Here is a 24,562-nt window from a genome sequence, read left to right as displayed (position 1 = left end):
CGCCCGCGCCGAGGCCGGTCAGGCGAAGCGGTGCCGGAAGGCGTCCATGAGCGTCGGGCCGTCGTGACCGAGGCGCCACACGCTCCAGCCGTCGGCCGTGGGCGACCCGGAGGCCGCCGACGCCGCGTGGTCCGGGTGCCGGTACCGCCCGCCGTCGGTCAGCTCGATGGTGCCGTCCGGGTGCAGCACCGCCTCGAAGTGCTGGCGGCGGCGCGGCCGGGACCACACGATCACCGTCGGGTGGCCGAGGGTGCTCGCGAGCGCGACCAGGTCGGGGTCCACCTCGTAGTCCACGGTGACCGTCGGCGCCCAGGGCTCCGGCGGCACGGGCGACGTCAGCGGGTCGTAGCCGCCCTGCAGGTTCGGCGGCGGCGGGACGCTCGACCATCGGCCGTCGTCCAGCGGGACGGGCGGCGGCGTGCTCAGCCGGGGCGGCTCGAGCGGCGGCACCTGCAGGCGCGGCAGGTCGTCCTCGACGCCCGACCACCGGGGCTCGGGGACCGGCAGGTCGAAGGCCGGGGTCGCGGCCTCGCCGAACGCCTCGCCCAGGCCCGGCCGGTGGCCCGCAGGGGCGTACGACTCGGCGTCCTCGAACGACTGCCCGGCGAACCGGTCGGCCCGCGAGCGCCGCCGCACCGTGGGCGCCGCCGCACCGGGCCGATGCTCCGACAGCGGGCGCGGCCTGGTCTCCCGTGTGTCCTCGAGGTCGGGGTCGAGGCCGGAGTACCGGCTGGGCGCCGCGGGGGGCGCAGGAGGCACGGTGGGCTCGGGGGCCGGCACGGGCGGCGGGGGGACGGGGCCCACACCGCGGACCGGCTCGGGAAAGCCTCCCGTCGCGAGGCCCGCGTCGGCGGACGGCGCGGACTCCGGCGACCGCGGGCGGGCCGCACGGCGTCGCGACCGGGTCTGCGTCCCGGCCGGCATCTTGCCCGTGAGCGCCAGCCCGACGGCGACACCCTCCGCGAAGATCTCCGGCTCGAGGCCGGCCGCCTGCTCCGCCGCGCGCCGCGCGGCCGCGTCCGTCGTCGCCCCCGCGACGGCGGGCGCCTGGCCGCCCTCGGGCGCGGACAGCCGCGGGGCCGTGGGCGACGACGCCGGGTGGATCACGAGGGGCGAGACGTCCACGAACCGGCGCCCGTCGGCGCTGTGCACCACGCCCATCTTCAGCACCTCGACGGGCATGGTGGGCTGGCGCAGGAAGTCCACGGCGTTGAGGATCTCCTCGCTCGCCTCCTGGCAGATGATGATGAGCCGCGCGCTGCTGCGCCCGGGCTGGGAGCGGGTGATGGGCACGCTGTCGTAGAACGCCGCGACGTCGCGGTGGAACGCCGACGGGCCGCCGTGGTATCGCTCGGAGAGCGCGCCGCGCGTCAGGCGCCCGGCCGCGCCGGCGTGGTCCAGGGCGCGGGTGAGCGCGGCCCGGTCGAGGTCGGCCACGAGCTCCACGACCACGGGCGAGCCGGTGGCGTCGAGGGCCAGGAGGTGCGGCTCGTCGGGGCCGGCGCCCGGGGCGACGGGGAAGATCTGCTCGCCGAGCAGGCCGTCGATGTGGCTGTCCACCACCCGGTGGGCGGTGGTACCGACGCCCGGTTGAGGTGCCGCCGGCGACTGGCCGGGCTGGACGAGGAGGGGCCGCTGCGCGTCGACCTCGAACAGGGGCATGCACACCACTCCTGGCTCGGATCGCGGCCCGGGTGGCCGGATCCCGGGCCCAGCCTAAGGCCCCTCCCGACGTGGCCTGCAACACAGGCGGCTCCCGGCCTCGTCGCGGTGCGCCGCCGCACCGGCGAGATGTTCCGGGGCTACGCGTGGCCCGCGCCGCCGCCGTCCGCGAGCCGCTCCTCCACCCGCGCGATCTTGGCGTCCAGCTGCCCGGTGTAGCCGGGGCGGATGTCGGCCTTGAGCACGAGCGAGACGCGGTGCCCGCCCGCGCCCACGGCCTCCGTGGCGCGCTGGATCACCGGCATCACCTCGTCCCAGTCCCCCTCGATCTCGGTGAACATCGCGGTGGTGCGCGTCGGGAGCCCCGACTCGCGGACGATGCGGACGGCGGCGGCGACGGAGTCCGCCACGGACTCGCCCGCGCCGAGCGGGGCGACGGAGAAAGCAAAGACAGCCATGGCCCCATCCTGCACACATCCCATGTCGTCGGTTGAGCCTGTCGAGGACCAGGTTTCGACAGGCTCAACCAGCGGAAGACCGGGTTTCGACAGGCTCAACCAGCCGAGGACCAGGTTTCGACAGGCTCAACCTGCGGAAGAGGCGTCGCGGGACCTTAGGCTCGTCGGGTGAGCACACGCGTCACTCTTCTCGCCGGCGGGGTCGGCGGCGCCCGCCTCGCCCACGGCTTCGCCCTCGCCCTGCCCGACGGCGGGTTGCCCGACGGCGGGCTGTCCGTCGTGGTGAACGTCGGCGACGACACCGAACGCCACGGGCTGCAGGTCTCCCCCGACCTCGACACCGTCATGTACACCCTCGCGGGCCTGAACGACGAGGAGCGCGGCTGGGGGCTGCAGGGCGAGTCGTACGCGACGCTCGAGCAGCTCGCGCGCCTCGGCGAGGACACGTGGTTCGCGCTGGGCGACAAGGACCTGGCCACGCACGTCGTGCGCACGGCGGCACTGCGGGACGGCGAGCCGCTCAGCGCGGTGACCGCGCGGCTGACCGCGGCCCTGGGCGTGTCCGCCCGGGTGCTGCCCGTCACCGACGACCGGCTGCGCACCCTCGTCGACACCCCGAAGGGCCGGGTCGCGTTCCAGGAGTACTTCGTGCGCCGCCGGCACGCGGACGCCGTGCTCGGGCTCGCCTTCGACGGTGCCGCCGCCTCCCGCCCCGCACCGGGGGTGCTCGACGCGATCGCCGGCGCCGGGATGCTCGTCGTCGCGCCGTCCAACCCGTTCCTGTCCGTCGAGCCCGTGCTGGCCGTGCCCGGGGTGCGCGACGCCGTGCGTGCGTCGACGGCGCGGCGCGTGGCCGTGAGCCCCATCGTCGGCGGACAGGCGATCAAGGGTCCGGCCGCGCAGATCCTGGAGACGCTCGGGCACGAGGTCTCCGCGCTCGGCGTCGCCCGCCTGTACACGGGCCTCGTGGACGTGATGGTCGTGGACGACGCCGACGCCGCCCTGGCCGCGCCGATCGCCGAGCTCGGGTTCGAGGTGCTCGTCACCGACACCGTCATGGGCGGCCCGGCGGGGCGCGAGCGGCTCGCGCGCGAGCTGCTGTCCGCCGTCGGACCGGCCGCGTGACGGTCGTCGCCGTCGTCCCGCTGCGGGACGGTTTCTCGGGGAAGTCGCGGCTGGCGACCGCCCTGGACCCGGCGGCCCGGCGCCGGCTGGTCGCGGCCCTCGCCCGGCACGTGGTCGGCGTCCTGCTGTCCTCGGACGGCGTCGACCACGTGCTCGTCGTCACCGGCGACGTGCCGTTCACGACCGAGACGCTCGCGCCCGTGGCACGGCGCGGCAGTTGGGGGACGGTGCGGCAGTTCGAACTGCCGCACCGTCCCCCAACTGCCGCATCGTCCGGCGCGCGGCTCGAGGTGGTCGCCCAGCCGCCCGAGCGGCCGGGGCTCAACGCGGCGCTGGACGTCGGGCGCGAGCGGGCCCTCGCGCTCGGGGCGGTGCGGCTGCTCGTGGCCCACGCCGACCTGCCGCTGCTCACGACCGACGACGTCGCGGCGCTGCTCGCCGACGACGCCGCGGTCGTCGTGGCCACCGACCGGCACCTCGCGGGCACGAACCTGCTCGCGCTGCCCGCTCGCCTGCCCGGGGACGCCGCCTTCCGGTTCCGCTTCGGCGAGGGGTCGCGGACGGCGCACGTCGCCGAGGCCGAGCGCGTCGGCCTGCGCCCCGTCGTCGCGCGGCGCCCGGGTACCGCCGTCGACCTCGACACCCTGGACGACTGGGGCGAGCTGCCCGACGCCGTCCGTGACCGCCTTCGCGTCGACGTCGAGCACCCCCTGCCCTGAGCTCCGCGGGCCGCTCAGTTCCGCACCGAGGCCCGGTCCACAGCGCATGAGCACAGAGCCGAGCATCGAGCTGATCGAGCAATCGGGCCTGCCGAGCAGGAACTTCGAGGGCTACCTGCACGGCTCGGCCGTGTCGGTGATCTTCTCGCGCACCGACCGCGACGGCGCCGGCCCCCGTCTGCACCTGCACCCGTACACGGAGACGTTCGTGATCCGCTCCGGGCGTGCCCTGTTCCGGGTAGGCGACGACGAGGTGGTCGCCGTCGGTGGCCAGATCCTCGTGGCGCCACCCCAGACCCCGCACAAGTTCACCGTCATCGGGCCGGAGGTCTATGAGGCCGTGCACGTCCACGCCAGCGACCGCTTCTCGACGGAGTGGTTGGAGTAGCAGCCGGAATAGTGGCCGGAGCAGCCCGTCACACCGCGTCGAGGCGCACGCGCAGCTCGTCGTCGAGGTCGAGCTCGGCCGCGCCGAGCAGCTCGTCGAGCTGCGCGACGGTGCTCGCGCCGACGATCGGCACCACGGGCACGTCGCCGCCCAGGAGCCAGGCGAGCACCACCTGGTTCGGGGTGGCGCCGATCTCCTCGGCGACCTCGCGCAGCACGCGCAGCCGCTCGTGCGTGGTCGGGTGGTCGAAGCCGTCCCACAGGGGCTTGTCGTCGCGCACCAGCGCGCCCTGCATGAGCGGCGAGTAGGCGACGACGGCGAGCGGGCTGCCCGCGTCGGACGACGCGCGGGCGTAGTCGAGCAGCTCGTAGGACGCCCAGTTGTGCCGGCCGACGTCGGGCCGCGGGTACGGGTAGGTGAGCTGCTGCTGCACCAGGCCGTACGGCGCGACGCCCTGGCGGCGGGCCTCCTCGCGGGCCTCGACCACGCGGTGCAGCGCGACGTTGGAGATGCCGGCGATGCCGACCAGCCCCTCGGCCTGCAGCTTGCCGAACGCCCCGACGGTCTCGTCCAGCGGGGTGTCGTAGTCGTCCACGTGGCCGTAGTAGGCGTCGAGGTGGTCGACGCCCAGGTGGCGCATGCTCTCGCGCGCCTCCCAGGCGATGGTCTCGGCCGCGAGCCCCTGGTAGTTCGTGGGCGGGGTGTTCGACAACGGCTGGTTCGGGTCCTTCTTGGCCGCGCCCACCTTGGTGGCGATGCGCAGCTCGTCGCGGTTCCCCCGGTCCGCGAGCCAGCGGCCGAGGACGTCCTCGCTGTCCCGGCCGGTGCCCCCGATCCACGAGCTGTAGTTGTTGGCCGTGTCGAGGAACGTGCCGCCGGCCTCGACGAACCGGTCGAGAATCGCGCGGGACGTCGTCTCGTCGGTCCGGGTGCCGAACCACATGGTGCCGAGGCACAGGGTGCTGACCTCGAAGGAGGTGGTTCCGTCGCCGATGGTGCGGTCACGCATGGGTGCTCCTGTCCGTAGGTGCCGGCGGAGGTCCCGCCGGCTGACATCCACGACGCTACGAGCCGATCGGTCCGGGTGTACCGTCCAATCCCATGGCATCGGCCCAGACCAATCTGCGCCTGGCGTGGGACACCGTGCTCGACCTCGGGGACGACGACGCCCCGTTGGTGGCGCGCCTCGAGCGGGCCGTGCGCGACGCCGTGCGCGGCGGCCGCGTCCCCGGCGGCGCCGCGCTGCCGCCGAGCCGCGCCCTCGCGGAGTCGCTGGGCGTGTCGCGGTGGGTGGTGACCGAGGTCTACGGGCAGCTCGTCGCCGAGGGATTCTGTGAGGCGCGCGTGGGCTCCGGCACCCGGATTGCCGCCGGAGCCGCGGCGCACGCCGTCCCGAAGCGCCCCGTGTCGCCGGCGCCGGGGGCGGCGGACCCGCCCGGGCGCGCGCACCTCGACCTCGCCCCCGGCGTACCCGACCTACGGCACGTGCCCCGCGCCGCCTGGCTGCGGGCGCTGCGCGACGCGCTCGCCGACGCCCCCGACGCCGACCTCGGCGCCCCCGACCCCGCCGGCCACCCGGCGGCCCGCGCCGCCGTCGTCGACTACCTGGCGCGGGCCCGCTCCACCTGCGCGAGCAGCGACGACGTCGTGGTGACGCACGGCGCCGCCGACGGCATGACCCGCCTCGCCCGCGCGCTGCGGTCCGCCGGGCACCGCACCCTGCTGGTCGAAAACCCGAGCTGGGGGCGGCTGCGCGACGTGGCCCGCGACGGCGGCCTGGTCCCCGTGCCCGTTCCCGTCGACGAGCGCGGGGTCGTCGTCGACGCCCTCGTCGCGGCGGCCGGGCGCACCGGCGCCCGCGCAGCCCTCGTCACGCCGGCCCACCAGTTCCCGACCGGCGCGGCGCTGGCCCCCGAGCGGCGCGACGCGCTCGTGTCGTGGGCGCGGGAGGCCGACGGCCTGGTGATCGAGGACGACTACGACGCCGAGTTCCGCTACGACCGGCGGCCGGTCGCCGCGCTCCAGGGTCACGACCCGGGTGGCGTCGCCCTGCTCGGGTCGCTCAGCAAGACGGTCTCGCCGGCGTTCGGCCTCGGCTGGCTGCTGCTGCCGCCGCAGTGGCGCGACCGGCTCGGCGCGCACGCGGGCGGGCACGGCCCGTCGACCATCGACCAGCTCGCGCTCGGCCGCTTCCTCACCGACGGCGCCTACGAACGCCATCTGCGCGCGGCGCGCGGACGCTTCCGGGCGCGGCGGGCGGCGCTGCTCGAAGCGCTCGGCGCCGCCCTGCCCGGGCTGCCGGTGACCGGGCTCGCCGCCGGGCTGCAGGTGGTCCTCGGCCTGCCCGACGGCGTCCCCGCCGCCGCGGTGGTGCGGGCCGCCGCCGACCGCGGCGTCACGGTGGCCGACCTGCGCAGGTACCGCGTCAGCGCGGCGCCGGGCCCCGCCCTGCCGACCGAGGCGCTCGTCGTCGGGTACGGCAACCTCGCCGACGCGAGGGTCGGTTCGGCTGTCGCCCAGCTCGCCGCGGCCGTCCGCGCTGCCGCGAGCTGAGCCGCGACCGACCCTGGCCGCGACACTCGGAGCAAATGCGCGCACGCTCCTCGATGACCTCAAGACGCTCGGCCTGCTGTTCGAATCGCTGTGTGTCCGCGACCTTCGCATCCATGCACAGAAGCTCGGGGGAACGGTCTACCACTACCGCGACGAAGTCGAGCTCGGGGGCACGGCAAACATCGACAGCGCAGCGGCTCATTTGTCCGCCCTTGCTACCAAGGTCTCCGAGAAGCGGGCCGGACAGCTCACGTCGCTCAACGTCCTGACGGCCGGGACCACCAGCTATTCGCGGCCCCGACGGTGTCACTGTGATTGCACTCGGCCACCTCGGCAGCGCCTGAGGACACCCGGCCCGCTCAGCGCGTCGTCCCGCTCGGGCAGACGCCTCACCAACGCCCGCGGTGCACGACCTCGTCCAGCGGCTTGCGGCGGCGTCGCGTCGGCGATCCCTTCGCACCGCCGTCCGCCGGGTGACCCACCGCGACGACGCCGGTCTGGACCCACTCGTCCGGGATGCCGAACACCTCGCGGAACGCCGGCACCTCATCCGCGCCGATGCCGAAGAAGCACGCGCCGAGACCCTCGTCGACGGCCGTCTGCAGCATGATCAGCGACGCCATCCCGGCGTCGACGTGCCAGTACGGCACAGGCCAGCGCGCCTCGTCGCGGTCCGTCCAGCCCTTGTCGGCCTCGGCGTACCGGCCGAGGTAGGCGGCCTTCGAGCACAGCGCGACGACGAGCACCGGCGCGGTGCGCATACCCGTGAGCCACGCGGACATGTCGCGCTCGGACGCTGCGGGGGTGGCCGCCGTCCAGAAGCGCTCCCGGTCCGCCGGCTCCGTCAGCACGAGGAACGACCAGCCCTGCGAGAACCCCGCGCTGGGCGCACGCACGGCGTTGCGCACCAGCCGGTCCACCGCGGCGGGCGCCACCGGCTCGTCCGTGAACCGCCGCACCATCCGCCGGCGTCGCACCACGTCCTGGAAGTCCACGCCCCCCATCCTCTACCGCCGGTCGAGCCCGTCGAGACCAGCGAGGTGGTTTCGACAAGCTCAGCCGTCGTTCCGGTCAGAGGACGAGCTCGGGCTGCAGCTTGGTGATCGTCCAGACCCGTTGGCGGCGGGCGGCGAGCGTCGTGAGCGCCAGCGCGACGACGAACACGCCGACCAGCACGCTGATGTCCCGCACGACGGTGGTGAGGTCGCCGCCGTACAGCAGCTGGCGCAGCCCCTCGACGGCGTACGTCATGGGCAGGAACTGGTGCATCGCCTTGAGCGGCTGCGGGATGGTCTGCCACGGGAACGTGCCGCCGGCGGTGACCAGCTGCACCAGCATGAGCACCAGCCCCAGGAACTGCCCCGCCGCGCCGAGCCAGACGTTCAGCGCCTGCATGATCGCGATGAACGTGGCCGAGACGAGCACCATGAACAGGACCGTCGACAGCCCGTACACCGGCTGGATGTCGAGCGCGAACTTGGTCACCGCGAACATCGCGGCCACCTGCACGACGCCGATGGCCGCCGGGGTCGCCCAGCCGCCCAGCGCGGTGGCGAGCGCCGACCGGCCCGCGGCGAGCGCCCGCGTGGACAGCGGCCGCACCAGCAGGAACAGCACGTACGCCCCGATCCACGTGGCCAGGGACAGGAAGAACGGGGCCAGGCCGGCCCCGTAGGTGCTGGCCTGGGACAGGGCCTCGTTGCGCACCTCGACCGGGTTGCCGATGGTGTCCGCCGTGTCCTCGCGCGTCTTGGCGTCGACGTCGGGGATCTTGCCGAGCCCCTCGGCCAGCCCGTCGTACAGCTCCTTGGTGCCGCTCTTGAGCTCCCCGGCGCCGTCCGCGAGCTTGGTCGTGCCGGTCGCGAGCTTGGCGGCACCGCCAGAGACCTCCTCGGCGCCGTCGGCCAGGCGGTGCACCCCGTCGACGAGGGTGGGGGTCGCGTTCTCGAGCTCCCCCGTGCCGCCCGCCAGCCGGTCCGCGCCGGACGCGGCCGACGCGATGCCCGACGTCAGCTCCGGAGTCGCATCGGCGAGCGTGGACGCGCCGGTCGCCACCTGCCGGGACCCGTCGGCGAGCTCGTCCAGCTTCTCCGACGCGCCCTCCACTGTCTTCACGGCGCCCTGCACGTCCGTGCGCTGGGCGTCGAGCGCCGTGGCGACGTCGTCACGCATGGTGTCCAGCCGGTCGAGGACGTCGGCTCGTAGCTGTCCGCACTGCGCCTCGAGATCCGTGCCCTCGGCCTGCGCGCAGAGGTCGGCGAGCTGCTGGCCGAGGTCCGCCCGCCCCTGGTCGAAGGCCTCGGCCGCATCGGACCGCGCCCCGTCGAGGGTGGGCAGCACCTGCTGGGCGGCGGCGGCTGCGTCCTGGCCGTACTGCGCCACCTCCGCGTTGCCGTCCGCCACCTGATCGGCGCCGTCGGCGAGCTTCTCCGTCTGCGCGGGCAGGTCCGCGGTCTTCGAGCGCAGCTCCCCCAGCCCGGACGCGAGCTCCTTCGCGCCGTCGTCGAGCTGCCCCACGGCGCTGGTGAGCGTGCCGACCTTGTCGTTGAGCGTCGTGGTGCCGTCGGCGACCTCCGCGGCGCCGTCGGCGAGGGTGTGCGCGCCCTTCTCCCCCTCCGCGAGGCCCGAGTCGAGCTCAGTGGCGCCGCCCAGGAGGCGCCTCGCGCCGTCCACCGCGTCGGAAAGGTTGGTGTGGATGGACGCGAAGCCGCGCAGGAACGTGTCGGCTGCCGTGGTTCCGACCTCGGACGCGATCGCGTCGCGCACCCTCCCGACGATCTGGTCGGCGATGGTGCCCGCCAGGTAGTTGTTCGCGGCGTTGGTGATGAGCGTGAGGCTCGCCTTCTTCGGTTTGAACTCGCCCGAGGAGGCGAGGTCGGCCGAGAAGTGGGGCCCGATGACGAGGGCGGCGTCGTAGCGGCCGGACCGCACCCCGGCCTCGGCATCCGCCTGCGACGTCTCCACCCAGCCGAAGCCGCCGTCCTTCAGGAGCTGGTCGGCGACGTCGCGGCCGAAGTCCCGCTCCGTCTTCTTCCCCGTCTCGGCGTCGGTGACCGTGGTGCCCTCGTCCTGCACGACGACCGCCGCCGGCACGTTCTCGAGCGCCCCGTACGGATTGTGGTTGGCGAACAGGTACAGCCCCGAATACAGCGTGGGGATCAGTGCCATCGCGAGGATGGCGAGCCGGGGCAAGCGCCCTGCGGCGAGTCGCTTGAGCTCCGAGAGGGCGAGCCGGATGGCGGTCACCTGTCCTCCTCCTTGGTCGTCTCGAGCGACGTCTCGTCGGTCGTGCCGTCCGCGTCGGTGTGGTGGTGCCCGATCGTGGGCTCGGGCTCGACGACGGATGGGAGCGGCTGTGTGTCGTCCGGCGCGCCGTCCTGCGGCGGCTCGGCGACGGGGTGCTCAGCGACGGGGGGCTCGGCGACGGGGGGCTCGGCGACGGGGTGCTCAGCGACGGGCGGCGCGACGCGCAGCACCACCTGCGGGGGCTCGTGAATGCTCTGCCCGCGGGCGGGCGGCAGGTGGGCGCCGAGCTCGCGCGCCGACGACCGCGTGCACTGCACCAGCACGCCGAGCCCCGCCGCCGCCAGCGTGCGCGCCGTCGCCCACCAGCCCGACGGCTCGCCGCCGTGCCGGTCCGGCAGCGTGAGCACGACGAACCGCACGTCGGGGTTCTCCGTGGCGAGCGCCGCCAGCACGGCGGTACGCACGACGCCGGGCAGCTGGTCCACCCGCAGCCCGCGGTCGCCCGTGAGGTTGTGCTCGTCGAGCCAGCGCGTGACGTCGCCCGGGAGCGAGCCGCACCCCGCGAGCGCGAGGCCCTCGGCGACGACGTCGGACAGCGTCAGCGCGTCGTCCGGCTCATTGATGCCCGACACGTCCACGACGGCGGTGCAGGCGCGCAGCACCCCGGGTGCGACCTCCGCGCCGTCGAGGCGGACCGTACCCGCGGAGGGGACGAAGCGCCCGGTCGCGACGAGGGCGAGCGCCGTGTGCCCGTGGCCCGGCTCGCCGGCCACCAGCAGGCACGCCCCCGACGACCAGGCGAGGTCGGTGGCCTCCAGCATCGGTTCCCGACGCCCGTCGACCCGTACCCCGCTGAGCGTGATCTGCACTGCTGCTCCCCGTCCCCGCCGCACGCGGCGCCTGTCGACGTGCGATCAACAACTCGACGACTGGTATTGAGTGTGGGTGCCCCGTGCCGGCGCCTCGAAGGCGCTGGTCTTCCACTACTTCGGCTCGACCGTTCAGCTGCGGCGGGCGGTCGCGCTGCAGGCGGTCGCCGAGCTGGAAGAAACCTTGCTGGCACCCGACGATCGTCCCCTCGCCGACCGCCCCGCGCACGCCGTGGGACTTTTCGTCGGCTCCGTCACGACGCACCGGCGAGTCTGGGAGGACATCTGGCGCGGCCCGCTCGCCAGCGACGACGTCACGGAGGACGCGCTGGACCGAGTGCGTTCGGCCCTCGTCGCACGCATGACGACGACCGCCGGCGATCGGCTTCACGCCCAGCGGCCCGCTGCAGCTGCTCGCGCGGGGATGGGTAGCCCGCCGGTCCGGCGTCCTCGCCCTCACCGACCGAACAGGGCGGGGGCGGTCAGAGACGCGCGGCGATGACCTCCACGAGCGCCTTGCCCTCGACGCCCTCGAGCTGCAGGGCCTGCGTGCGGCACGAGAAGCCGTCGGCGATGTACTCCGTGCCCTCGGCGCGCTCGCGCAGCGCGGGCAGCAGCGCGTTCTCCGCCACCGCCACGGACACGTCGTAGTGCCCCTTCTGCATGCCGAAGTTGCCGGCCAGGCCGCAGCAGCCGGCCAGCACCTTGATCTCGGCGCCGGCGGCGCGCAGCAGGGCCTCGTCCGCCGAGAAGCCCATCACGGAGTGCTGGTGGCAGTGCGGCTGCACGACGGCGGTCACGTCCGAGAGGTCGGGCACCTGCCAGCGCGCGCCCGGGGCGGTGTCCGGCGAGGTGAGCAGCTCCGCCAGTGTGCGGGTCGCGTCGGCGACGGCCTGGGCGCGGGGGTCGTCGGGGAACAGGTCCAGCAGGTCGGAACGCAGCACCGCGGTGCACGACGGTTCGAGCCCGAGGATCGGGATGCCGTTCACCGCGTACGGGCCGAGCACGGACAGCAGCTGCGACAGGCGGCGCCGGGCGCCGTCGAGCTGGCCCGTCGAGATCCACGTCAGGCCGCAGCACGCCTGCTGCTCCGGAACGACGACGTCGTAGCCCGCGTCGGTGAGGACCGTGACGGCCGCCTGCGGCACGGAGGGCGAGAGGGCGTCGTTGAAGGAGTCGGCCCAGAGCACCACCTTGGGCCGCCGGTCCGCGACCGGGTACCCGGGCCGCTCCCCCGCGCGCAGGCCGGGCACGCCGTGCGACGCCCAGCCCCGCTTCCACCAGGTGCGGAACGGGATCTCCGCGAACTGTGGCACCTGCCGCCGCGTGTCCATGCCGCCCGCCCACAGCACGGCCTTGGCGATCCACGGCACGCCCAGCACGCTGTTGACGAACCGCGGCATCCCGCCGGCGAGCCGGGCCCAACGGGGCAGCCAGCCCAGGGCGTAGTGGTCCACCGGCCGGAGCCGGCCCTTGTATGTACGGTGCAGCACCTCGGACTTGTACTGGGCCATGTCTACGCCGGCCGGGCAGTCCGACGAGCAGGCCTTGCAGCTCAGGCACAGGTCCAGCGACTCGTGCACCTCGGGCGCCGTGAGGCCGCCCACGAGGGTGCCGTTCACGGCCTCCTGCAGCACGCGGGCGCGCCCGCGCGTCACGTCCTTCTCGTCCTTGGTCGCCTGGTAGCTGGGGCACATGAACCCGCCCGAGGCGTGGTCGTCCGCGCGGCACTTGCCCACCCCGACGCAGCGGTGCACGGCGGTGGTGAGGTCGTGGTGGTCGTGGGAGAAGGAGAACCCGGTGTGCCCGGTCTTCTTCGAGATCCCGCGCAGGGGACCCAGGCCCGCGAACCCGCGCTCCCCCGGCGCGGTGCTCGTCGGGACGGCCCGCGCCGCCGGGCGGCGGAGGTCGGCGTCGATCGCGACGGGCCGCACCACGACGCCCGGGTTCAGCAGGTCGTCCGGGTCGAAGAGCGCCTTGAACTGCTCCAGGAGCCGGATCGCCTCCGGCGAGTACATCAGGGGCAGCAGCTCCGAGCGCGCCCGGCCGTCGCCGTGCTCGCCGGACAACGACCCCCCGTGGGAGGCCACGAGCCGGGCCGCGTCGGTCATGAAGGTGCGCAGCACGGAGCCGGAGGTCTCCAGCGGGATGTCGATGCGCAGGTGCACGCAACCGTCCCCGAAGTGGCCGTACGGCAGGCCGTCCACGCCGTAGCGCTTCATGAGGTCCTCGAGGTCGCGCAGGTACGCGCCGAGCCGCTCGGGCGGGACGGCGGAGTCCTCCCAGCCCGGCCAGGCCTGCTCGCCCGCGGGCGTGCGCCCGGCGAGCCCCGCGCCGTCGGCGCGGATCTGCCACATCTTGGTGGCGTCCGGGCCGGCGGGGAGCACCAGCGACGACAGCGCCGACGAGGACGTGACGACCGCCGCGGCGCGCGCGGCCGCTTCGTCCTGGCTCGCGCCGCCCACCTCGATCATCAGCCAGCCCGCGCCGTCAGGGAGCGCCGGCACCGCGGCGTCGCCCTTGGCCCGCCGCACCACGTCCACGAGGCGGGCGTCGAGCCCCTCGACCGCCAGCGGGTGGTGCCCCAGCAGGTGCGGCACGTCGTCGGCCGCGGACGGCATGTCCGGGTACCCGAGCACCACCAGCGTGGGCGCCGTCGGCACCGGCACCATGCGCAGCGTCGCGCCGAGCACGGTGACCACCGTGCCCTCGGTGCCCACCAGCGCCTTGGCCAGGTCGGAGTCGTGCTCCGGCAGCAGGTGCTCCAGGGAGTAGCCCGACACCTGCCGCCCGAACCGGCCGAACTGCGTGCGGATGAGCGCGAGGTTCTCGCGCACCAGCTCCGCCAGCCCGGGGACGGCGGCGAACGTCGGGTCGCCCCGACCGGCGGTGAAGCGCCGGCCGCGCCCGTCGACGACGTCCAGCTCCACCACGTTGTCGGCCGTGCGGCCATAGGCCACGGCGTGCGGGCCGCACGCGTTGTTGCCGATCATCCCGCCGAGGGTCGCGCGGTTCTGCGTGGACGGGTCGGGGCCGAACCGCAGGCCGTGCGCGGCGCCCGCGCGCTGCAGCGACGACATCACCGTGCCGGGCTCGACGACGGCCGTGCGCGCCTGCGGGTCGACCGAGACGACCTGGTCCAGGTGCCGGGAGAAGTCGAGCACCACCCCGGTGCCCACGGCGTTGCCCGCCACCGACGTGCCCGCGCCGCGGGCCGTCACCGGGATCGAGAGCTCGCGGAGCACCTCCAGGCCGCGCACGACGTCGCGCGTGCTGCGCGGGAACGCGACGACATCGGGCACCACGCGGTAGTTCGAGGCGTCCGTCGAGTACTCCGCCCGGCGCCGCGACGACGTGTCGACCTCGCCGGCGACCACCGTCCGCAGCGCGGACGCGACGGCGCCGCGGGCCTCGTCGGCCGCCCGTTGCGCCGCCTGCTCCGCCTCGTCTCGGGTGGGCGCGGTGTCGGCGCCCCGGTCCGGTGTCGGGGAGTTCCGGGTCTGGGCTGGCACCCACCGATTCTGCCATCGGTGCACTCGGACCGCCGACGCGTCCACGCCGTACCGCCTCGTCGGTCGAGCGTGTCGAGACCACGAACCGGGTTTCGACAGGCTCAACCAGCAATCCCGCCGGTCGAGCGTGTCGAGACCACGAACCGGGTTTCGACAGGCTCAACCAGCGATCTCGACGACAGGCTCAACCAGCGATCTCGTCGGTCGAGCCTGTCGAGACCACCAACCGGGTTTCGACAGGCTCAACCAGCGATCCTGTCGACAGGCTCAACCAGCGTGTCGGTTCGCGGCCCGCTCCGCCGCGACGCGCGCCGCCTCCGCCTCGGCCTTGTGGGCGTCCCGGGCCGCCTTCTCCAGCTCGCGGACCCGCTTCTGCGCCTCGCGGACGCGCTTGTCCGCCTCCTTGCGCCTGGCCGCGGCCTTCTTGACCTTCGCGTCGGAGGCATAGGTGCCCACGAGGACGACGGCGGCCTCGACGTCCGGGTCGTCCCTCGTGGGTGCGGCGGGCGCCGACGCGCGCCCGCCGACGTACGCCTCGAGGCCGTCGAGCACGCGCTCCAGGCCCCACGCGACGTCGTCGAGCTCGTCGAGCCCGCCGCTCGCGGGCACGTACGTGCCGCGCTCCACCAGCGGCCGCAGGTACGGGAACCGGATCTCGTCGACCAGGAGGCGCAGGGCGTCGCGGTACGCGGAACCCAGCATGTCGTCGTCGCCCCCGGCGTCGGCGACGGCCCGGTCCAGGTCGCGGCCGATGAGCGCCGCGTTCCGGGCGTACCCGCTGGTGAGGAGGATGGTCGCGATCTTCTCGTCGTCCGTCAGCCCGGTGGAGCGCAGGGCGCGCAGCCCGGCGTCGACGACGCGCAGGTTGGCGGGCGTCATCGGGGCGCCGGTCACGGGGATGTCGAGCACCCAGGAGTGCCCGCGGTAGACCGCGAGGGTGAACAGCGCCCACTCGCGCAGCTCGGCCCGCCAGTCGGCCGGCTCGTGCGCGGGCGGGTACTCGACGTCGATGGCGAACTCCTGCATCAGCAGCAGCAGGTCGTCCTTGCTGGTGACGTACCGGTACAGGGACATCGTGGTGAAGCCGAGGCTCTTGGCCACCCGGGCCATCGAGAGGCCGGCCAGCCCTTCGGCGTCCGCGATCTCGACGGCCGCCTCGACGATGCGCTCGATGCTGAGCTCCCGGCGTGGCACGCGCTCCGGCCGCTCGGCCACGCCCCACGCGAGCGCGAGGCGCGGCGGCAGCTCGGGCAGCTCCTGCTCGGGCAGGTCGGTCTCCGGCTGGTCGGTCTCCGGCGTGTCCGTCATGCCCTCATCATCCCCGAACATCCCCGAACATCCCCGGCGCTCGAGCTTGTCGCAACAACGCATCGGTCGGTCGAGCCTGTCGAGACCTCGGCGGGGTCTCGACAGGATCGACCGACGACCAGCTCTCTCAGCGCGCGGTCCGACGGCGGTACAGGACGCCCCCGACGACGACGCTCGCCGCGAGGAAGCCGACGAGCCACACGACCGCCGTGACGATCGTGCCGCCGTCCGGCGCCCCCATCAGCAGGCCGCGCACGGACTCGATGATCGGGGTGAACGGCTGGTGCTCGGCAAACCCGTGCAGCCAGTCCGGCATGGTCTCCACCGGGACGAACCCCGAGCTGAGGTACGGCACGAAGAGGAAGAGGAAGTTCACGGATTGCGACGCCTCCACGCTCAGCACCAGGCCGAGGGCCGTGCTGAGCCAGGTGAAGGTCAGCACGGCGAGCACCGCGAAGCCGACGAACCCGAGCCAGTCGCCCAGCCCGGCGTCGGGCCGGAAGCCGAGCGCCACCGCCACCAGGACGACGACGGCGGCGGACGCGAGGTTGCGCACGACGCTCGCGATGACGTGCCCCCACAGGACGGACGGCGCGAAGATCGGCAACGTCTTGAACCGGTCGATGGTGCCCGAGGTCATGTCCTGCGCCACGGCGACGGCGGCCGTCGCGGAGCCGAAGCCCAGGCACATGATGAGCACCCCGGGCACGACGTAGTTGATGTAGTCGCCGCTGGTGTCGATCGCGCCACCGAAGATGACGACGAACACGAGCATGATCATCACGGGCAGGGCGAACGCGGTGATGATCCCGTCGACGGAGCGCAGGGAGCGGCGGGCCTCGCGGCGGGCCATGGTGGCGACGTCGCGCAGCGGCGCACCACGCGTGGGCTGCGGGCGGGCTGGCGCGGTGCCGGCGGGCGCCGGCAGGGTGGTGGTCATCGCAGGGCCTCCTCGGGGGACGGGGTGACGGCGGCCGGGCGGGCGGTGGCGCCGCCGGTGGTGGTGAGTGCGAGGAAGACGTCGTCGAGCGTCGGCTTGACCACGCTCACGCCCGCGACGGCGAGGCCGTGGGCCTCCGCCTGCTCGAGCACCTGCCGGATCGCTCGAACGGGCTCGGCGCTGGGGAACGTGAGGGCGAGGCTCTTCTCGTCCGTCTCCGCGGCGTCGAGGCCGGCTACCCCCATGCCGCGCGCGGCCGTCAGGCTCGCCGCGTCGTCGAAGGAGACGCGCACGTGGTCGCCGGAGACGAGCGACTTCAGCTCGGCCGCCGTGCCGCGCGCGGCGATGCGCCCCTCGGACAGGACGGCGATCGTGTCGGCGAGGCGGTCCGCCTCCTCGAGGTACTGGGTGGTGAGCAGGATCGTGGTGCCGTCGGCGGCGAGGCCCCGCACCACCTCCCAGAGCTGGGAGCGGGACGCCGGGTCGAGGCCCGTGGTGGGCTCGTCCAGCACCAGCACGTCCGGGTCGGCGACGAGGCTGATGGCCAGGTCGAGGCGACGTCGCATACCGCCCGAGTAGATGCCCACGCGCCGGCGGGCGGCGGCCGTCAGGTCGAAGCGCTCCAGCAGCTCCTGCGCCCGCCGCCGCACGGCGGCCCGCGGCAGGTGGGCGAGGTCCGCCATCATGACGAGGTTCTCCTCCCCCGTCTGGAACTCGTCCACCGACGCGTACTGGCCGGTCAGGGCAATGCTGCGGCGCACCCGCGCCGCCTCACGCACCACGTCCGCCCCGGCGATCGTCGCCGTGCCGCCGTCCGGGTGCACGAGCGTGGTGAGGATGTTGACGGCGGTCGTCTTGCCGGCGCCGTTCGGGCCTAGCAGCGCGTAGATCTCGCCGCGCCGCACGGTGAGGTCCACGCCGCGCAGCACGGCGGTGCGCCCGTAGGACTTGCGCAGCCCCCGCACCGCGATCATCGGGTCGTTCATGGCCGTTCCCCTCGTGGTTGGTCGTCGCCCGAGTGGGCCGTGTGTGTATGGCGTACACGAGCGTACGTCATACACGCGGTGTTGACCATAGACTTCGTGTGTTCGATACACGCGCACTCCTGCACGCGCGCCCCGCGACGCTCCCGGCTACGGTCGGAGCGTGCGCGTCGTCGTCGTAGGTGCCAGCGGGAACGTCGGAACGGCCGTGCTGCGTGCGCTCGTCCAGGAACCCGCCGTGACCTCGGTCGTCGGCGTCGCCCGACGGGTGCCGCGCGCCGACGGCAGCAGCACCGTGGCCTACCCGCACGACGCCGCCGAATGGGTCCGCGTCGACCTCACCGACACCGTCGACGCCGTCGTCCGCGGTCTCGACGAGGCGTTCCTCGGTGCCGACGCCGTCGTGCACCTCGCGTGGGCATCGCCGGCCACCCGCAGCCTCGAGGCGCAGCGCCGCCTGAACCTCCGGGGCACGCGCACCGTGATCGACGCCGTCCTGCGCCAGCACGTGCCGCACCTGGTGATCGGCTCGACGTCCGGCGTCTACTCCCCCGGACCCGCCGACGGCTCGGCCGTGGACGAGTCGTGGCCGGCGCGCGGCGTGCCGACCTCGAACTACTCGGTGCAGAAGGTGGCGGTCGAGCGGATGCTCGACGACGTCTCCGCGGCGCGACCCCGGCTGGTCGTGACGCGGATGCGGCCCGCCCTGATGTTCCAGCGCGAGGCCGGCGCCGAGCTCTCCCGGTACTTCCTCGGCCGGCTGGGCACCTTCGCCCTGCGCACGGCCGCGCGACGGGCGCCGGAGGGCGCGCTTCTGCCGGTGGTCCCGTTCCCGGCGGGCCTGCGGCTGCAGGTGCTGCACGCCGACGACGCGGCCGACGCGTACCGGGCCGTGGTCGTGGGGCGGCACCCAGGGGCGTTCAACCTCGCCCCGACGGGCTGGCTCGACGGCGAGGCGATCGCCCGCCTGCTCAGCGGCGGCCGCACGGTCAGCGTGTCGCCCGACCTGGTGCGCACCGGCCTGTCGGTCGCCTCCGCGGCGCGGCTCGTGCCGATCGACGTGGGCTGGTTCGACATGGCGCGCGCCGACGTCGTCATGGACGCCTCCCGGGCGCGCGACCTGCTGCACTGGCGACCGACCCTCGACCAGGGCGACGTGCTGCGCGAGGCCGTCGAGGGCGTCCTCGCCGGCACCGGCGCCGACACGCCCCCGCTCACCGCGAGATAGAGAACCCCCGACCGCTGGTTCTCTATCTCGCGGTCGGGGGTTCTCTATCTCGCCGAGCTCAGCCCTGGAACGTGACGTCCAGCGTGATCTCGCCGACGCCCGCGAGCGCCTTCGAGACCGGGCAGCCGGCCTTCGCGGCCTCGGCGGCGGCGCGGAAGCCGTCGGCGTCGAGGCCCTCGGCCGAGCCGACCACGGTCAGCTTGATCCGCGAGATCTCGAAGCCGCCACCGTGCGCGGGGCTCAGGGTGACGTCGGCGGTCACGTCGGTCTTGCCGGGCGTCCCGCCGGCGTTCGCGACCTCGAGCGAGAACGCCATCGCGAAGCACGACGAGTGCGCGGCCGCGAGGAGCTCCTCCGGGCTGGTGACGCCCTCGGCGTTGTCGGCGGCCCGCCGGGGGAAGGAGACGTCGAACGCGGCGGCGCCGGAGCTGGCCAGCTCGATCCGGCCTGAACCCTGCTGGATGTCGCCGTTCCAGGCGGTGCGTGCGGTACGAGTAGGCATGGGGTGCTCCTTCGTGCTCCGGGACAGGTCACGACGACCGTAACCCGCTCATCGAGGCGCGGCGAAGTCCATGGCGTCGTCGGCGACGGCGATCACCGACCAGGCGTTGCCGTCGACGTCGGACAGCTCGTACGCCGGGACGAGCACGACCGACCCGGCGTCCTGGTGCTGCTGCGCGAGCTCGGCCTCCTCGGCGTAGACGACCGGCCAGGCGGACCCGGAGAACCACGGGTCGCCGAGGCGCTCCACCGCGTCGGCCGCGCTGATCACGGGGTACGTCCCGAGGTCGGTGGTGGGGGCGAGAAAGCCGACGGGGGTGGCGACGTCCTCGCGCCGCCACGGGTCGGCGGCCGGGTCGTTGAAGCCGAACGACGCGCTCCCGTCGACCGACAGCCAGACGCTCGGCGACGTGGCGTCTCCGGCGAGCAGCGATCCCGCGCTGCCCCCGGCGGCCTGGTCGGCGCACCAGGTACCGCACCGACATCACCCGCAGATTCATCCCTCCGCCGGGCCCGGGCGGACCTACGGTGCGGGCATGACTGTCGACACCGACCCGGCTCCCACCAGCGCGGACGCCGCCACGCCCCCGCGCCGGCGTCGTGGTCGGGTGGGGCGGTGGGTGGTGCTGGGCGTGTGCCTGGCGGTGCTCGCCGCGCTCGTGTGCGCACTGCTGCTGGTGCGGGACGCACTCGTGGCGCGGACGGCGCTCACCGCGGCCGCCGCGCAGGTCCCGGCCGTCGCGGAGGAGCTGCGCGCCGGCGTCCGCGACGGGTCGGACGACGGGGAGCCGGCGACCCTGGCGTCCTCGCCCGCCCTCGCCGAGCTGCGCCGCCAGACCAGCGCGGCGCGCGCGGCGACCGACGGCCCGCTGTGGTGGCTCGCCACCCGCGTGCCCGTGGTCGGCCCGTCCGCGGGCGCGACGGCCGACGTCGCCGTCGTCCTCGACGACGTGACCGACGACGTGCTGCCCCCCCTCGCCGAGCTGGCCGACGCCGTCGCGGCCACCACGCGCACGCCGGACGGCGGCCTCGACCTGGCGCCGTTACGCGCCGCCGCGCCGGGGGCCGCCGTCGCGCACCGTTCGATCGACGCCGCGCAGGCTCGACTCGACGCGGTCGACCCCGACGCGCTGCTGCCGGAGCTCGCCGCCCCCGTGACGACGCTGCGCGACCGGGTCGACGAGCTCGCCGCCACCGTGGCGACGGCGGACGGGGCGGCCGCGCTCGGCCCGCCGATGCTCGGCGCCGACGGCCCGCGCACCTACCTGCTGCTGAGCATGAGCACGGCCGAGCTGCGCCAGGGCGGGGGCATCCCGGGCGCCCTGCTTCTGCTCCGCGTCGACGAGGGCCGCGTGGAGGTGGTGCGCCAGGTCCCGGCGTCCGCCGTCGGCCCGTTCCGCGAGCCCGTGCTGCCGCTGTCGCCCGACGACGACGACGCATACACCGGGCGGCTCGGGACGTTCGTCCAGGACGTCACCGCCACCCCGGACTTCCCGACGACGGCGCGCCTGGCCGCCGAGATGTGGGCCCGCGCCCAGGGCGAGCGGGTGGACGGCGTGCTCGCGACCGACCCCGTCGCCCTGTCGTACCTGCTCGCCGAGACGGGCCCGGTGCAGGTGCCGGTGTCCGCGCCGGTCGCGGAGGACCTCGGCCGCGACACCGTCGAGGTGAGCGCCGAGAACGCGGTCGACGTGCTGCTGCGCCGTGCCTACGACGTGCTCGACCCCGAGACCGCCGACCTGTTCTTCGCCGACGTCGCAGGCGCCGTCCTCGACCGGGTGACGACCGACGACGTCCCGCCCGCCGCCCTGCTCGCCGGCCTGCAGCGCGGCGCCGACGAGCACCGGGTACGTGTCTGGTCGGCGAGCGAGCGGGAGCAGGAGCGTCTGGCGGGCACCGTCCTCGCCGGCACGTACGCCCAGGCGCCGCGGGCGGCCGACGCGGTGGGCGTGTTCCTCACGGACCACGTGTCAGGGAAGATGTCGTCCTACCTGGACTCCTCGCTGAGCCTCGTGGGCTCGGAGTGCACCGACGCGGGGCGGGTGGACACCCTCGAGCTGACCCTCGCCTCGACGGCGCCCGGGGACGCGGCCACCTCGCTGCCCTGGTACGTCGCGGGGCTGCCCGGCGGGGCGAGCCCACCCGGCACGCTGCGGCTCGGGGTGACCGTGTCAGGGCCGCGCGGCGGCGAGGAGCCTCGGCTCGAACGGGACGGCGAGCCGTTCGGCGGCGAGTCCCGCACGACGCACGACCGGCCGACGCTGTCGGCGACGGTGGCGCTCGCGCCGGGCGAGAGCACCACGCTGCGCCTCGTCGTCCCGTCGGGCGCGTCGGGCGACGACGGCGGCACCCCGGCCGGACGGCTCGAGGTCTGGTCCACCCCGACCACGACCATGGGCGGCCTGCACGACCTCGAGGTGCCCGTCTGCGGCTGAGCAGCGAGCGGGTGAATGCGGCTCCGGCCAGCGGTTTCACCCGGGTGAGCCGGGGTCCGACGGGCCGCGGCGCGGCTAGCGTGAACGCTCGAGGAAGCCCACGCCAGCCCGACCGAGGAGCCGACATGGCCCATGCACGACGCGCCCGCACCGGTACCCCGGTCGCGCCCGGCTCGACGGGCGGGCGTGCCGCCCGCGCTGCGGCGGGCGTGATCCTCGGCCTCCTGCTGGGCGCCGGCGCCGGCCTCGTCGGGGCCACCTCCGCCGCGGCGGACGTCGCCCCGACCCCGACGCCGAGCGGCTCCGAGTACCCGCCGCCGGAGGAGCCCACGCTCACGGCGGAGACGCTGCAGCCCGTGTGCGACGGCGGCGTGCCCTACCTGGTCTACGCGGTGAAGGCCACCGGCACCGACAACGACACCGTGACGATCACCTGGCTCAACCCCTCCGGCGACGACGTCGTGCAGGCCGGCCTGCCGTTGTCCGGACGGGTGCTGTGGCCGGGTGCCGTGACGGACGCGTCGGGCGCCCCGCTCGACTGGCCGGGCTGGCGCCTGGAGGACGGCGTCTGGGTGGAGGGCGACGAGTTCGACTGGGTGCGCCCGTCCGTGGACGTGAAGTTCGAGGTCAACCCCCAGCTCACGGTCACGGCCGCCTACCCGCCCTCGTCCCCGAGCTGCGCGACCGACCCGCCCGGCACCTTGCTGGCCCCCGGCACCACCCCGAACCCCGGCACGACGGTTCCCGCCGCCGTGCCGGCCGACGGCGCGCCGCCGGCAGCCTCCTCGCCCGAGTCGGGCTTCCTGCCCCAGACCGGGGCCGGGGTGGTGGCGCTTGTCGCGGCCTCTGCCGGGCTGCTGGCCGCGGGCGGAGTCGCCCTCGCTGTCGCGCGGCGCCGACGCACCGAGCACTGACCCGTTGTGGGTGGGAGCGGTCAGGACGCGGGGCGCAGGGCGACCACCGTCAGCTCGGCGCGCGAGCGCACGCCCACCTTGCGAAAGACGCGCCCCAGGTGCACCTCCACCGTACGCACAGAGACGCAGAGGCGGTCGGCCACCCGCTTGTTCGCCAGCCCGTCGGCCACGAGCCGGGCGACGTCGAGCTCCCGCGCGGTGAGGAGGTCGGCCCAGCGGACCCACACCTCCGCCTCCTCGCGTCCGGCCGCTCCCGCGCCCGGTCGCCGGCTGGTCCGGACGGCGCTGACCACCAGCGACGGCCTCGCCGCCGGCCGGGCGTAGGCGAGGTTGCGGCACACCGCCAGCGCCGCGGGCGCGGGGGCGGGCCCGACCGCGCGGAGCCCGGCCGTGAGCGTGTCCGACCGCGCGGCGCACCGCGCCACCACCGCGGCCAGCCCGCCGGCGACGTGCGCCACCGGCAGCCGACCGGCCGCGTCGTCGAGCACCCGGGCCGCCTGGGCGGCGTCGCCGCCGCGCAACAGCACCAGGGCCTGCACCACGCGCAGGTGCGCCTCCGCGAGCGGGGACAGCCCGTCCGAGCCGGTCACCCACGTCTCCTGCTCGCACGTAGGCACCGCCGTGACGAGTGCGCGAGCGAGCACCTCGTCCGCGTCGCGGGGGCGCAGGTCGAGCCGGGCGAGCGCCTCGACGACGGCGGCGAGCACCGCCCGGTCCGCGCCGGACACGACGGCCCTGGCGACAGGCACGATCAGCCGCGCGAGGCGGATGCCGGGCGGGTCTTCGTCGGTCCCGTCGGGCCCGCCCGGGCCTGTCGACGGGTCGGCCAGGGCGTGCACCGCCTCGCGCGCCTGCTCGGCGTCGTCCTGCACCGCGGCGACGCCGGTGCTCGCCACCCGGTCGAGCCACCCGGCGGCGTCGTGCAGGTGCCCGGCGAGCAGCGCCGCCCGCCCGGCCACGAGGAACGCCCGCGCCCGTACCTCGCCGGCCCCGTGGCTCGCCGCCTCCCGCGCGACGGCGTGCGCCCCGACCGCGCAGCCCTGCGCCAGCCGGTGCTCCGCCAGGTGCACGAGCCCTTCCGCGAGCGCCGGGTCGCCGGCGAGGGTCGCGAGCGCCTCGTGCCAGCGCGCCGCCTCCGGCTCGCCCGCCCGGTCGAGCTCGGCGGCCAGGGCCGCGTGCACGGCCGTGCGCTCGGCAAGGTCGGCATCCTCGTGCACGATGGCGCGCACCCGCGGGTCGGCCACCCGGAACCGGCCGTCGGCGAGGCGCAGGTGCTCCGACAGCGGCGGGGCGAGCAGCCGGTCGACGGGGGCGCCCGTCGCGCCGAGCAGCAGTTCGACCCGGTCCAGCACCAGCACGCCGGCGGCCAGGAGGACGCGCCGGTCCACGCCGTCGAGCACGTTGTGCCCGTCGAGCAGCCCGGTGTCGGACCCGTCGTCGAACCCGTCGTCGAACCCGGTGTCGAACCCGTCGTCGGGCGCGCCCCTCGGGCCGACGCCGGTCGCGGCGCGCACCGCCGGCGTCGCCGGCAGCGGGTCAGGCAGCGCCGCGGCGCCCGCGAGCTGCTCGGGCGTCAGCAGGCCGAGCGTCTGGGCGAGCGCCTCGCGGTCGGCGCCCACGAGTCCGGACACGCGGCGCACGACGTGCGGCGCGACCGGGCGGGCGGGGTCGGCGGGCGGCGGCGGCCAGGGCGCGATCGAGTCCCGGGTCGAGGTCATCGT

Annotated in this window: 20 protein-coding genes; 7 read left to right on the top strand and 13 right to left on the bottom strand. The window is 75.1% G+C overall.

The annotated features are described in order from the left end of the window. Positions 1-18: 18 nt before the first annotated feature. Both AC1C2W_RS00630 and AC1C2W_RS00625 read right to left on the bottom strand, forming a co-directional pair. Positions 19-1,662, bottom strand: a complete 1,644-nt coding sequence (locus AC1C2W_RS00630; RefSeq protein ID WP_495412080.1) for a restriction system modified-DNA reader domain-containing protein — start codon at positions 1,660-1,662, stop codon at positions 19-21. Positions 1,663-1,802: 140 nt separating this feature from the next. Further along, entirely contained in the window at positions 1,803-2,120 is a 318-nt protein-coding gene (locus tag AC1C2W_RS00625; protein ID WP_495412079.1) for an MTH1187 family thiamine-binding protein, read from the bottom strand. A 168-nt stretch (positions 2,121-2,288) separates the two neighbouring features. Here AC1C2W_RS00625 and cofD point away from each other — a divergent pair, with 168 nt between their 5' ends. From cofD to AC1C2W_RS00610, 3 genes are read left to right on the top strand one after another with little or no spacing between them, the layout of a single operon-like run. After that, positions 2,289-3,245 (top strand): 2-phospho-L-lactate transferase, encoded by a 957-nt coding sequence (cofD, locus tag AC1C2W_RS00620; RefSeq protein ID WP_495412078.1) that lies wholly within the window; start codon positions 2,289-2,291, stop codon positions 3,243-3,245. Next, positions 3,242-3,964, top strand: coding sequence for a 2-phospho-L-lactate guanylyltransferase (gene cofC, locus AC1C2W_RS00615; protein ID WP_495412077.1), 723 nt, complete (start codon positions 3,242-3,244; stop codon positions 3,962-3,964). Before cofD ends, cofC begins: the two co-directional genes overlap by 4 nt. Before the next feature lie 46 nt (positions 3,965-4,010). Further along, positions 4,011-4,352, top strand: coding sequence for a cupin domain-containing protein (locus tag AC1C2W_RS00610; RefSeq protein ID WP_495388294.1), 342 nt, complete (start codon positions 4,011-4,013; stop codon positions 4,350-4,352). Between the two features lie 28 nt (positions 4,353-4,380). Here AC1C2W_RS00610 and AC1C2W_RS00605 read toward each other — a convergent pair whose 3' ends face one another. Beyond that, on the bottom strand, positions 4,381-5,361 hold the full coding sequence (locus tag AC1C2W_RS00605; RefSeq protein WP_495412076.1) for an aldo/keto reductase: 981 nt from the start codon (positions 5,359-5,361) through the stop codon (positions 4,381-4,383). 92 nt (positions 5,362-5,453) lie between these two features. On the opposite strand from AC1C2W_RS00605, the gene pdxR reads away from it, so the two are divergent. Beyond that, entirely contained in the window at positions 5,454-6,905 is a 1,452-nt protein-coding gene (pdxR, locus tag AC1C2W_RS00600) for a MocR-like pyridoxine biosynthesis transcription factor PdxR (RefSeq protein ID WP_495412075.1), read from the top strand. A gap of 389 nt (positions 6,906-7,294) precedes the next feature. Here the strand turns inward: pdxR and AC1C2W_RS00595 are convergent, their stop codons facing one another. The 7 genes from AC1C2W_RS00595 to AC1C2W_RS00565 form a co-directional block, all read right to left on the bottom strand. Further along, on the bottom strand, positions 7,295-7,900 hold the full coding sequence (locus tag AC1C2W_RS00595; RefSeq protein WP_495412074.1) for a nitroreductase family protein: 606 nt from the start codon (positions 7,898-7,900) through the stop codon (positions 7,295-7,297). Between the two features lie 76 nt (positions 7,901-7,976). Further along, on the bottom strand, positions 7,977-10,151 hold the full coding sequence (locus AC1C2W_RS00590) for a YhgE/Pip domain-containing protein (protein WP_495412073.1): 2,175 nt from the start codon (positions 10,149-10,151) through the stop codon (positions 7,977-7,979). Continuing rightward, positions 10,148-11,020, bottom strand: coding sequence for a P-loop NTPase family protein (locus AC1C2W_RS00585; RefSeq protein ID WP_495412072.1), 873 nt, complete (start codon positions 11,018-11,020; stop codon positions 10,148-10,150). Before AC1C2W_RS00585 ends, AC1C2W_RS00590 begins: the two co-directional genes overlap by 4 nt. Positions 11,021-11,502: 482 nt before the next feature. Next, entirely contained in the window at positions 11,503-14,532 is a 3,030-nt protein-coding gene (locus AC1C2W_RS00580) for an FAD-binding and (Fe-S)-binding domain-containing protein (protein ID WP_495412071.1), read from the bottom strand. Positions 14,533-14,799: 267 nt separating this feature from the next. Further along, positions 14,800-15,840 (bottom strand): TetR/AcrR family transcriptional regulator, encoded by a 1,041-nt coding sequence (locus AC1C2W_RS00575; RefSeq protein ID WP_495412070.1) that lies wholly within the window; start codon positions 15,838-15,840, stop codon positions 14,800-14,802. A 127-nt stretch (positions 15,841-15,967) separates the two neighbouring features. After that, the gene (locus AC1C2W_RS00570) at positions 15,968-16,780 is read right to left on the bottom strand and encodes an ABC transporter permease (protein ID WP_495388302.1); all 813 of its coding nucleotides are present in this window, start codon (positions 16,778-16,780) and stop codon (positions 15,968-15,970) included. Continuing rightward, positions 16,777-17,766, bottom strand: a complete 990-nt coding sequence (locus AC1C2W_RS00565; protein WP_495388303.1) for an ATP-binding cassette domain-containing protein — start codon at positions 17,764-17,766, stop codon at positions 16,777-16,779. The genes AC1C2W_RS00570 and AC1C2W_RS00565 overlap by 4 nt, the downstream gene beginning before the upstream one ends. A 160-nt stretch (positions 17,767-17,926) precedes the next feature. Between AC1C2W_RS00565 and AC1C2W_RS00560 the strand changes: the two genes are divergently transcribed. After that, positions 17,927-18,991, top strand: a complete 1,065-nt coding sequence (locus tag AC1C2W_RS00560; RefSeq protein WP_495388304.1) for an NAD-dependent epimerase/dehydratase family protein — start codon at positions 17,927-17,929, stop codon at positions 18,989-18,991. Between the two features lie 58 nt (positions 18,992-19,049). On the opposite strand, the gene AC1C2W_RS00555 is transcribed toward AC1C2W_RS00560, so the two are convergent. After that, positions 19,050-19,493: an OsmC family peroxiredoxin gene (locus AC1C2W_RS00555; protein WP_495388305.1), complete on the bottom strand. Its 444-nt coding sequence runs from the start codon at positions 19,491-19,493 to the stop codon at positions 19,050-19,052. A gap of 48 nt (positions 19,494-19,541) precedes the next feature. After that, the gene (locus tag AC1C2W_RS00550; protein WP_495388306.1) at positions 19,542-19,763 is read right to left on the bottom strand and encodes a hypothetical protein; all 222 of its coding nucleotides are present in this window, start codon (positions 19,761-19,763) and stop codon (positions 19,542-19,544) included. Positions 19,764-20,028: 265 nt separating this feature from the next. Here AC1C2W_RS00550 and AC1C2W_RS00545 point away from each other — a divergent pair, with 265 nt between their 5' ends. Beyond that, entirely contained in the window at positions 20,029-21,927 is a 1,899-nt protein-coding gene (locus AC1C2W_RS00545) for a DUF4012 domain-containing protein (protein WP_495388307.1), read from the top strand. Positions 21,928-22,052: 125 nt separating this feature from the next. Further along, on the top strand, positions 22,053-22,841 hold the full coding sequence (locus AC1C2W_RS00540; protein ID WP_495412069.1) for an LPXTG cell wall anchor domain-containing protein: 789 nt from the start codon (positions 22,053-22,055) through the stop codon (positions 22,839-22,841). A gap of 20 nt (positions 22,842-22,861) precedes the next feature. On the opposite strand, the gene AC1C2W_RS00535 is transcribed toward AC1C2W_RS00540, so the two are convergent. Beyond that, positions 22,862-24,559 (bottom strand): LuxR C-terminal-related transcriptional regulator, encoded by a 1,698-nt coding sequence (locus AC1C2W_RS00535; protein ID WP_495412068.1) that lies wholly within the window; start codon positions 24,557-24,559, stop codon positions 22,862-22,864. Positions 24,560-24,562 lie beyond the last annotated feature (3 nt).

Source organism: Isoptericola sp. Y581 (genome assembly GCF_059445475.1).
The sequence above is the reverse complement of the archived record's forward strand: the minus strand, read 5'-3'. Positions and strand labels throughout refer to the sequence as shown.

Excerpts from the sequence above, each read along its gene's own strand:
- pdxR (WP_495412075.1), top strand. The coding sequence starts at position 5,454 with ATGGCATCGGCCCAGACCAATCTGCGCCTGGCGTGGGACACCGTGCTC.
- AC1C2W_RS00570 (WP_495388302.1), bottom strand. The coding sequence starts at position 16,780 with ATGACCACCACCCTGCCGGCGCCCGCCGGCACCGCGCCAGCCCGCCCG.
- AC1C2W_RS00610 (WP_495388294.1), top strand. The coding sequence starts at position 4,011 with ATGAGCACAGAGCCGAGCATCGAGCTGATCGAGCAATCGGGCCTGCCG.
- AC1C2W_RS00575 (WP_495412070.1), bottom strand. The coding sequence starts at position 15,840 with ATGACGGACACGCCGGAGACCGACCAGCCGGAGACCGACCTGCCCGAG.
- AC1C2W_RS00540 (WP_495412069.1), top strand. The coding sequence starts at position 22,053 with ATGGCCCATGCACGACGCGCCCGCACCGGTACCCCGGTCGCGCCCGGC.
- AC1C2W_RS00535 (WP_495412068.1), bottom strand. The coding sequence starts at position 24,559 with ATGACCTCGACCCGGGACTCGATCGCGCCCTGGCCGCCGCCGCCCGCC.
- AC1C2W_RS00605 (WP_495412076.1), bottom strand. The coding sequence starts at position 5,361 with ATGCGTGACCGCACCATCGGCGACGGAACCACCTCCTTCGAGGTCAGC.
- AC1C2W_RS00545 (WP_495388307.1), top strand. The coding sequence starts at position 20,029 with ATGACTGTCGACACCGACCCGGCTCCCACCAGCGCGGACGCCGCCACG.
- AC1C2W_RS00555 (WP_495388305.1), bottom strand. The coding sequence starts at position 19,493 with ATGCCTACTCGTACCGCACGCACCGCCTGGAACGGCGACATCCAGCAG.
- AC1C2W_RS00565 (WP_495388303.1), bottom strand. The coding sequence starts at position 17,766 with ATGAACGACCCGATGATCGCGGTGCGGGGGCTGCGCAAGTCCTACGGG.
- AC1C2W_RS00625 (WP_495412079.1), bottom strand. The coding sequence starts at position 2,120 with ATGGCTGTCTTTGCTTTCTCCGTCGCCCCGCTCGGCGCGGGCGAGTCC.
- AC1C2W_RS00630 (WP_495412080.1), bottom strand. The coding sequence starts at position 1,662 with ATGCCCCTGTTCGAGGTCGACGCGCAGCGGCCCCTCCTCGTCCAGCCC.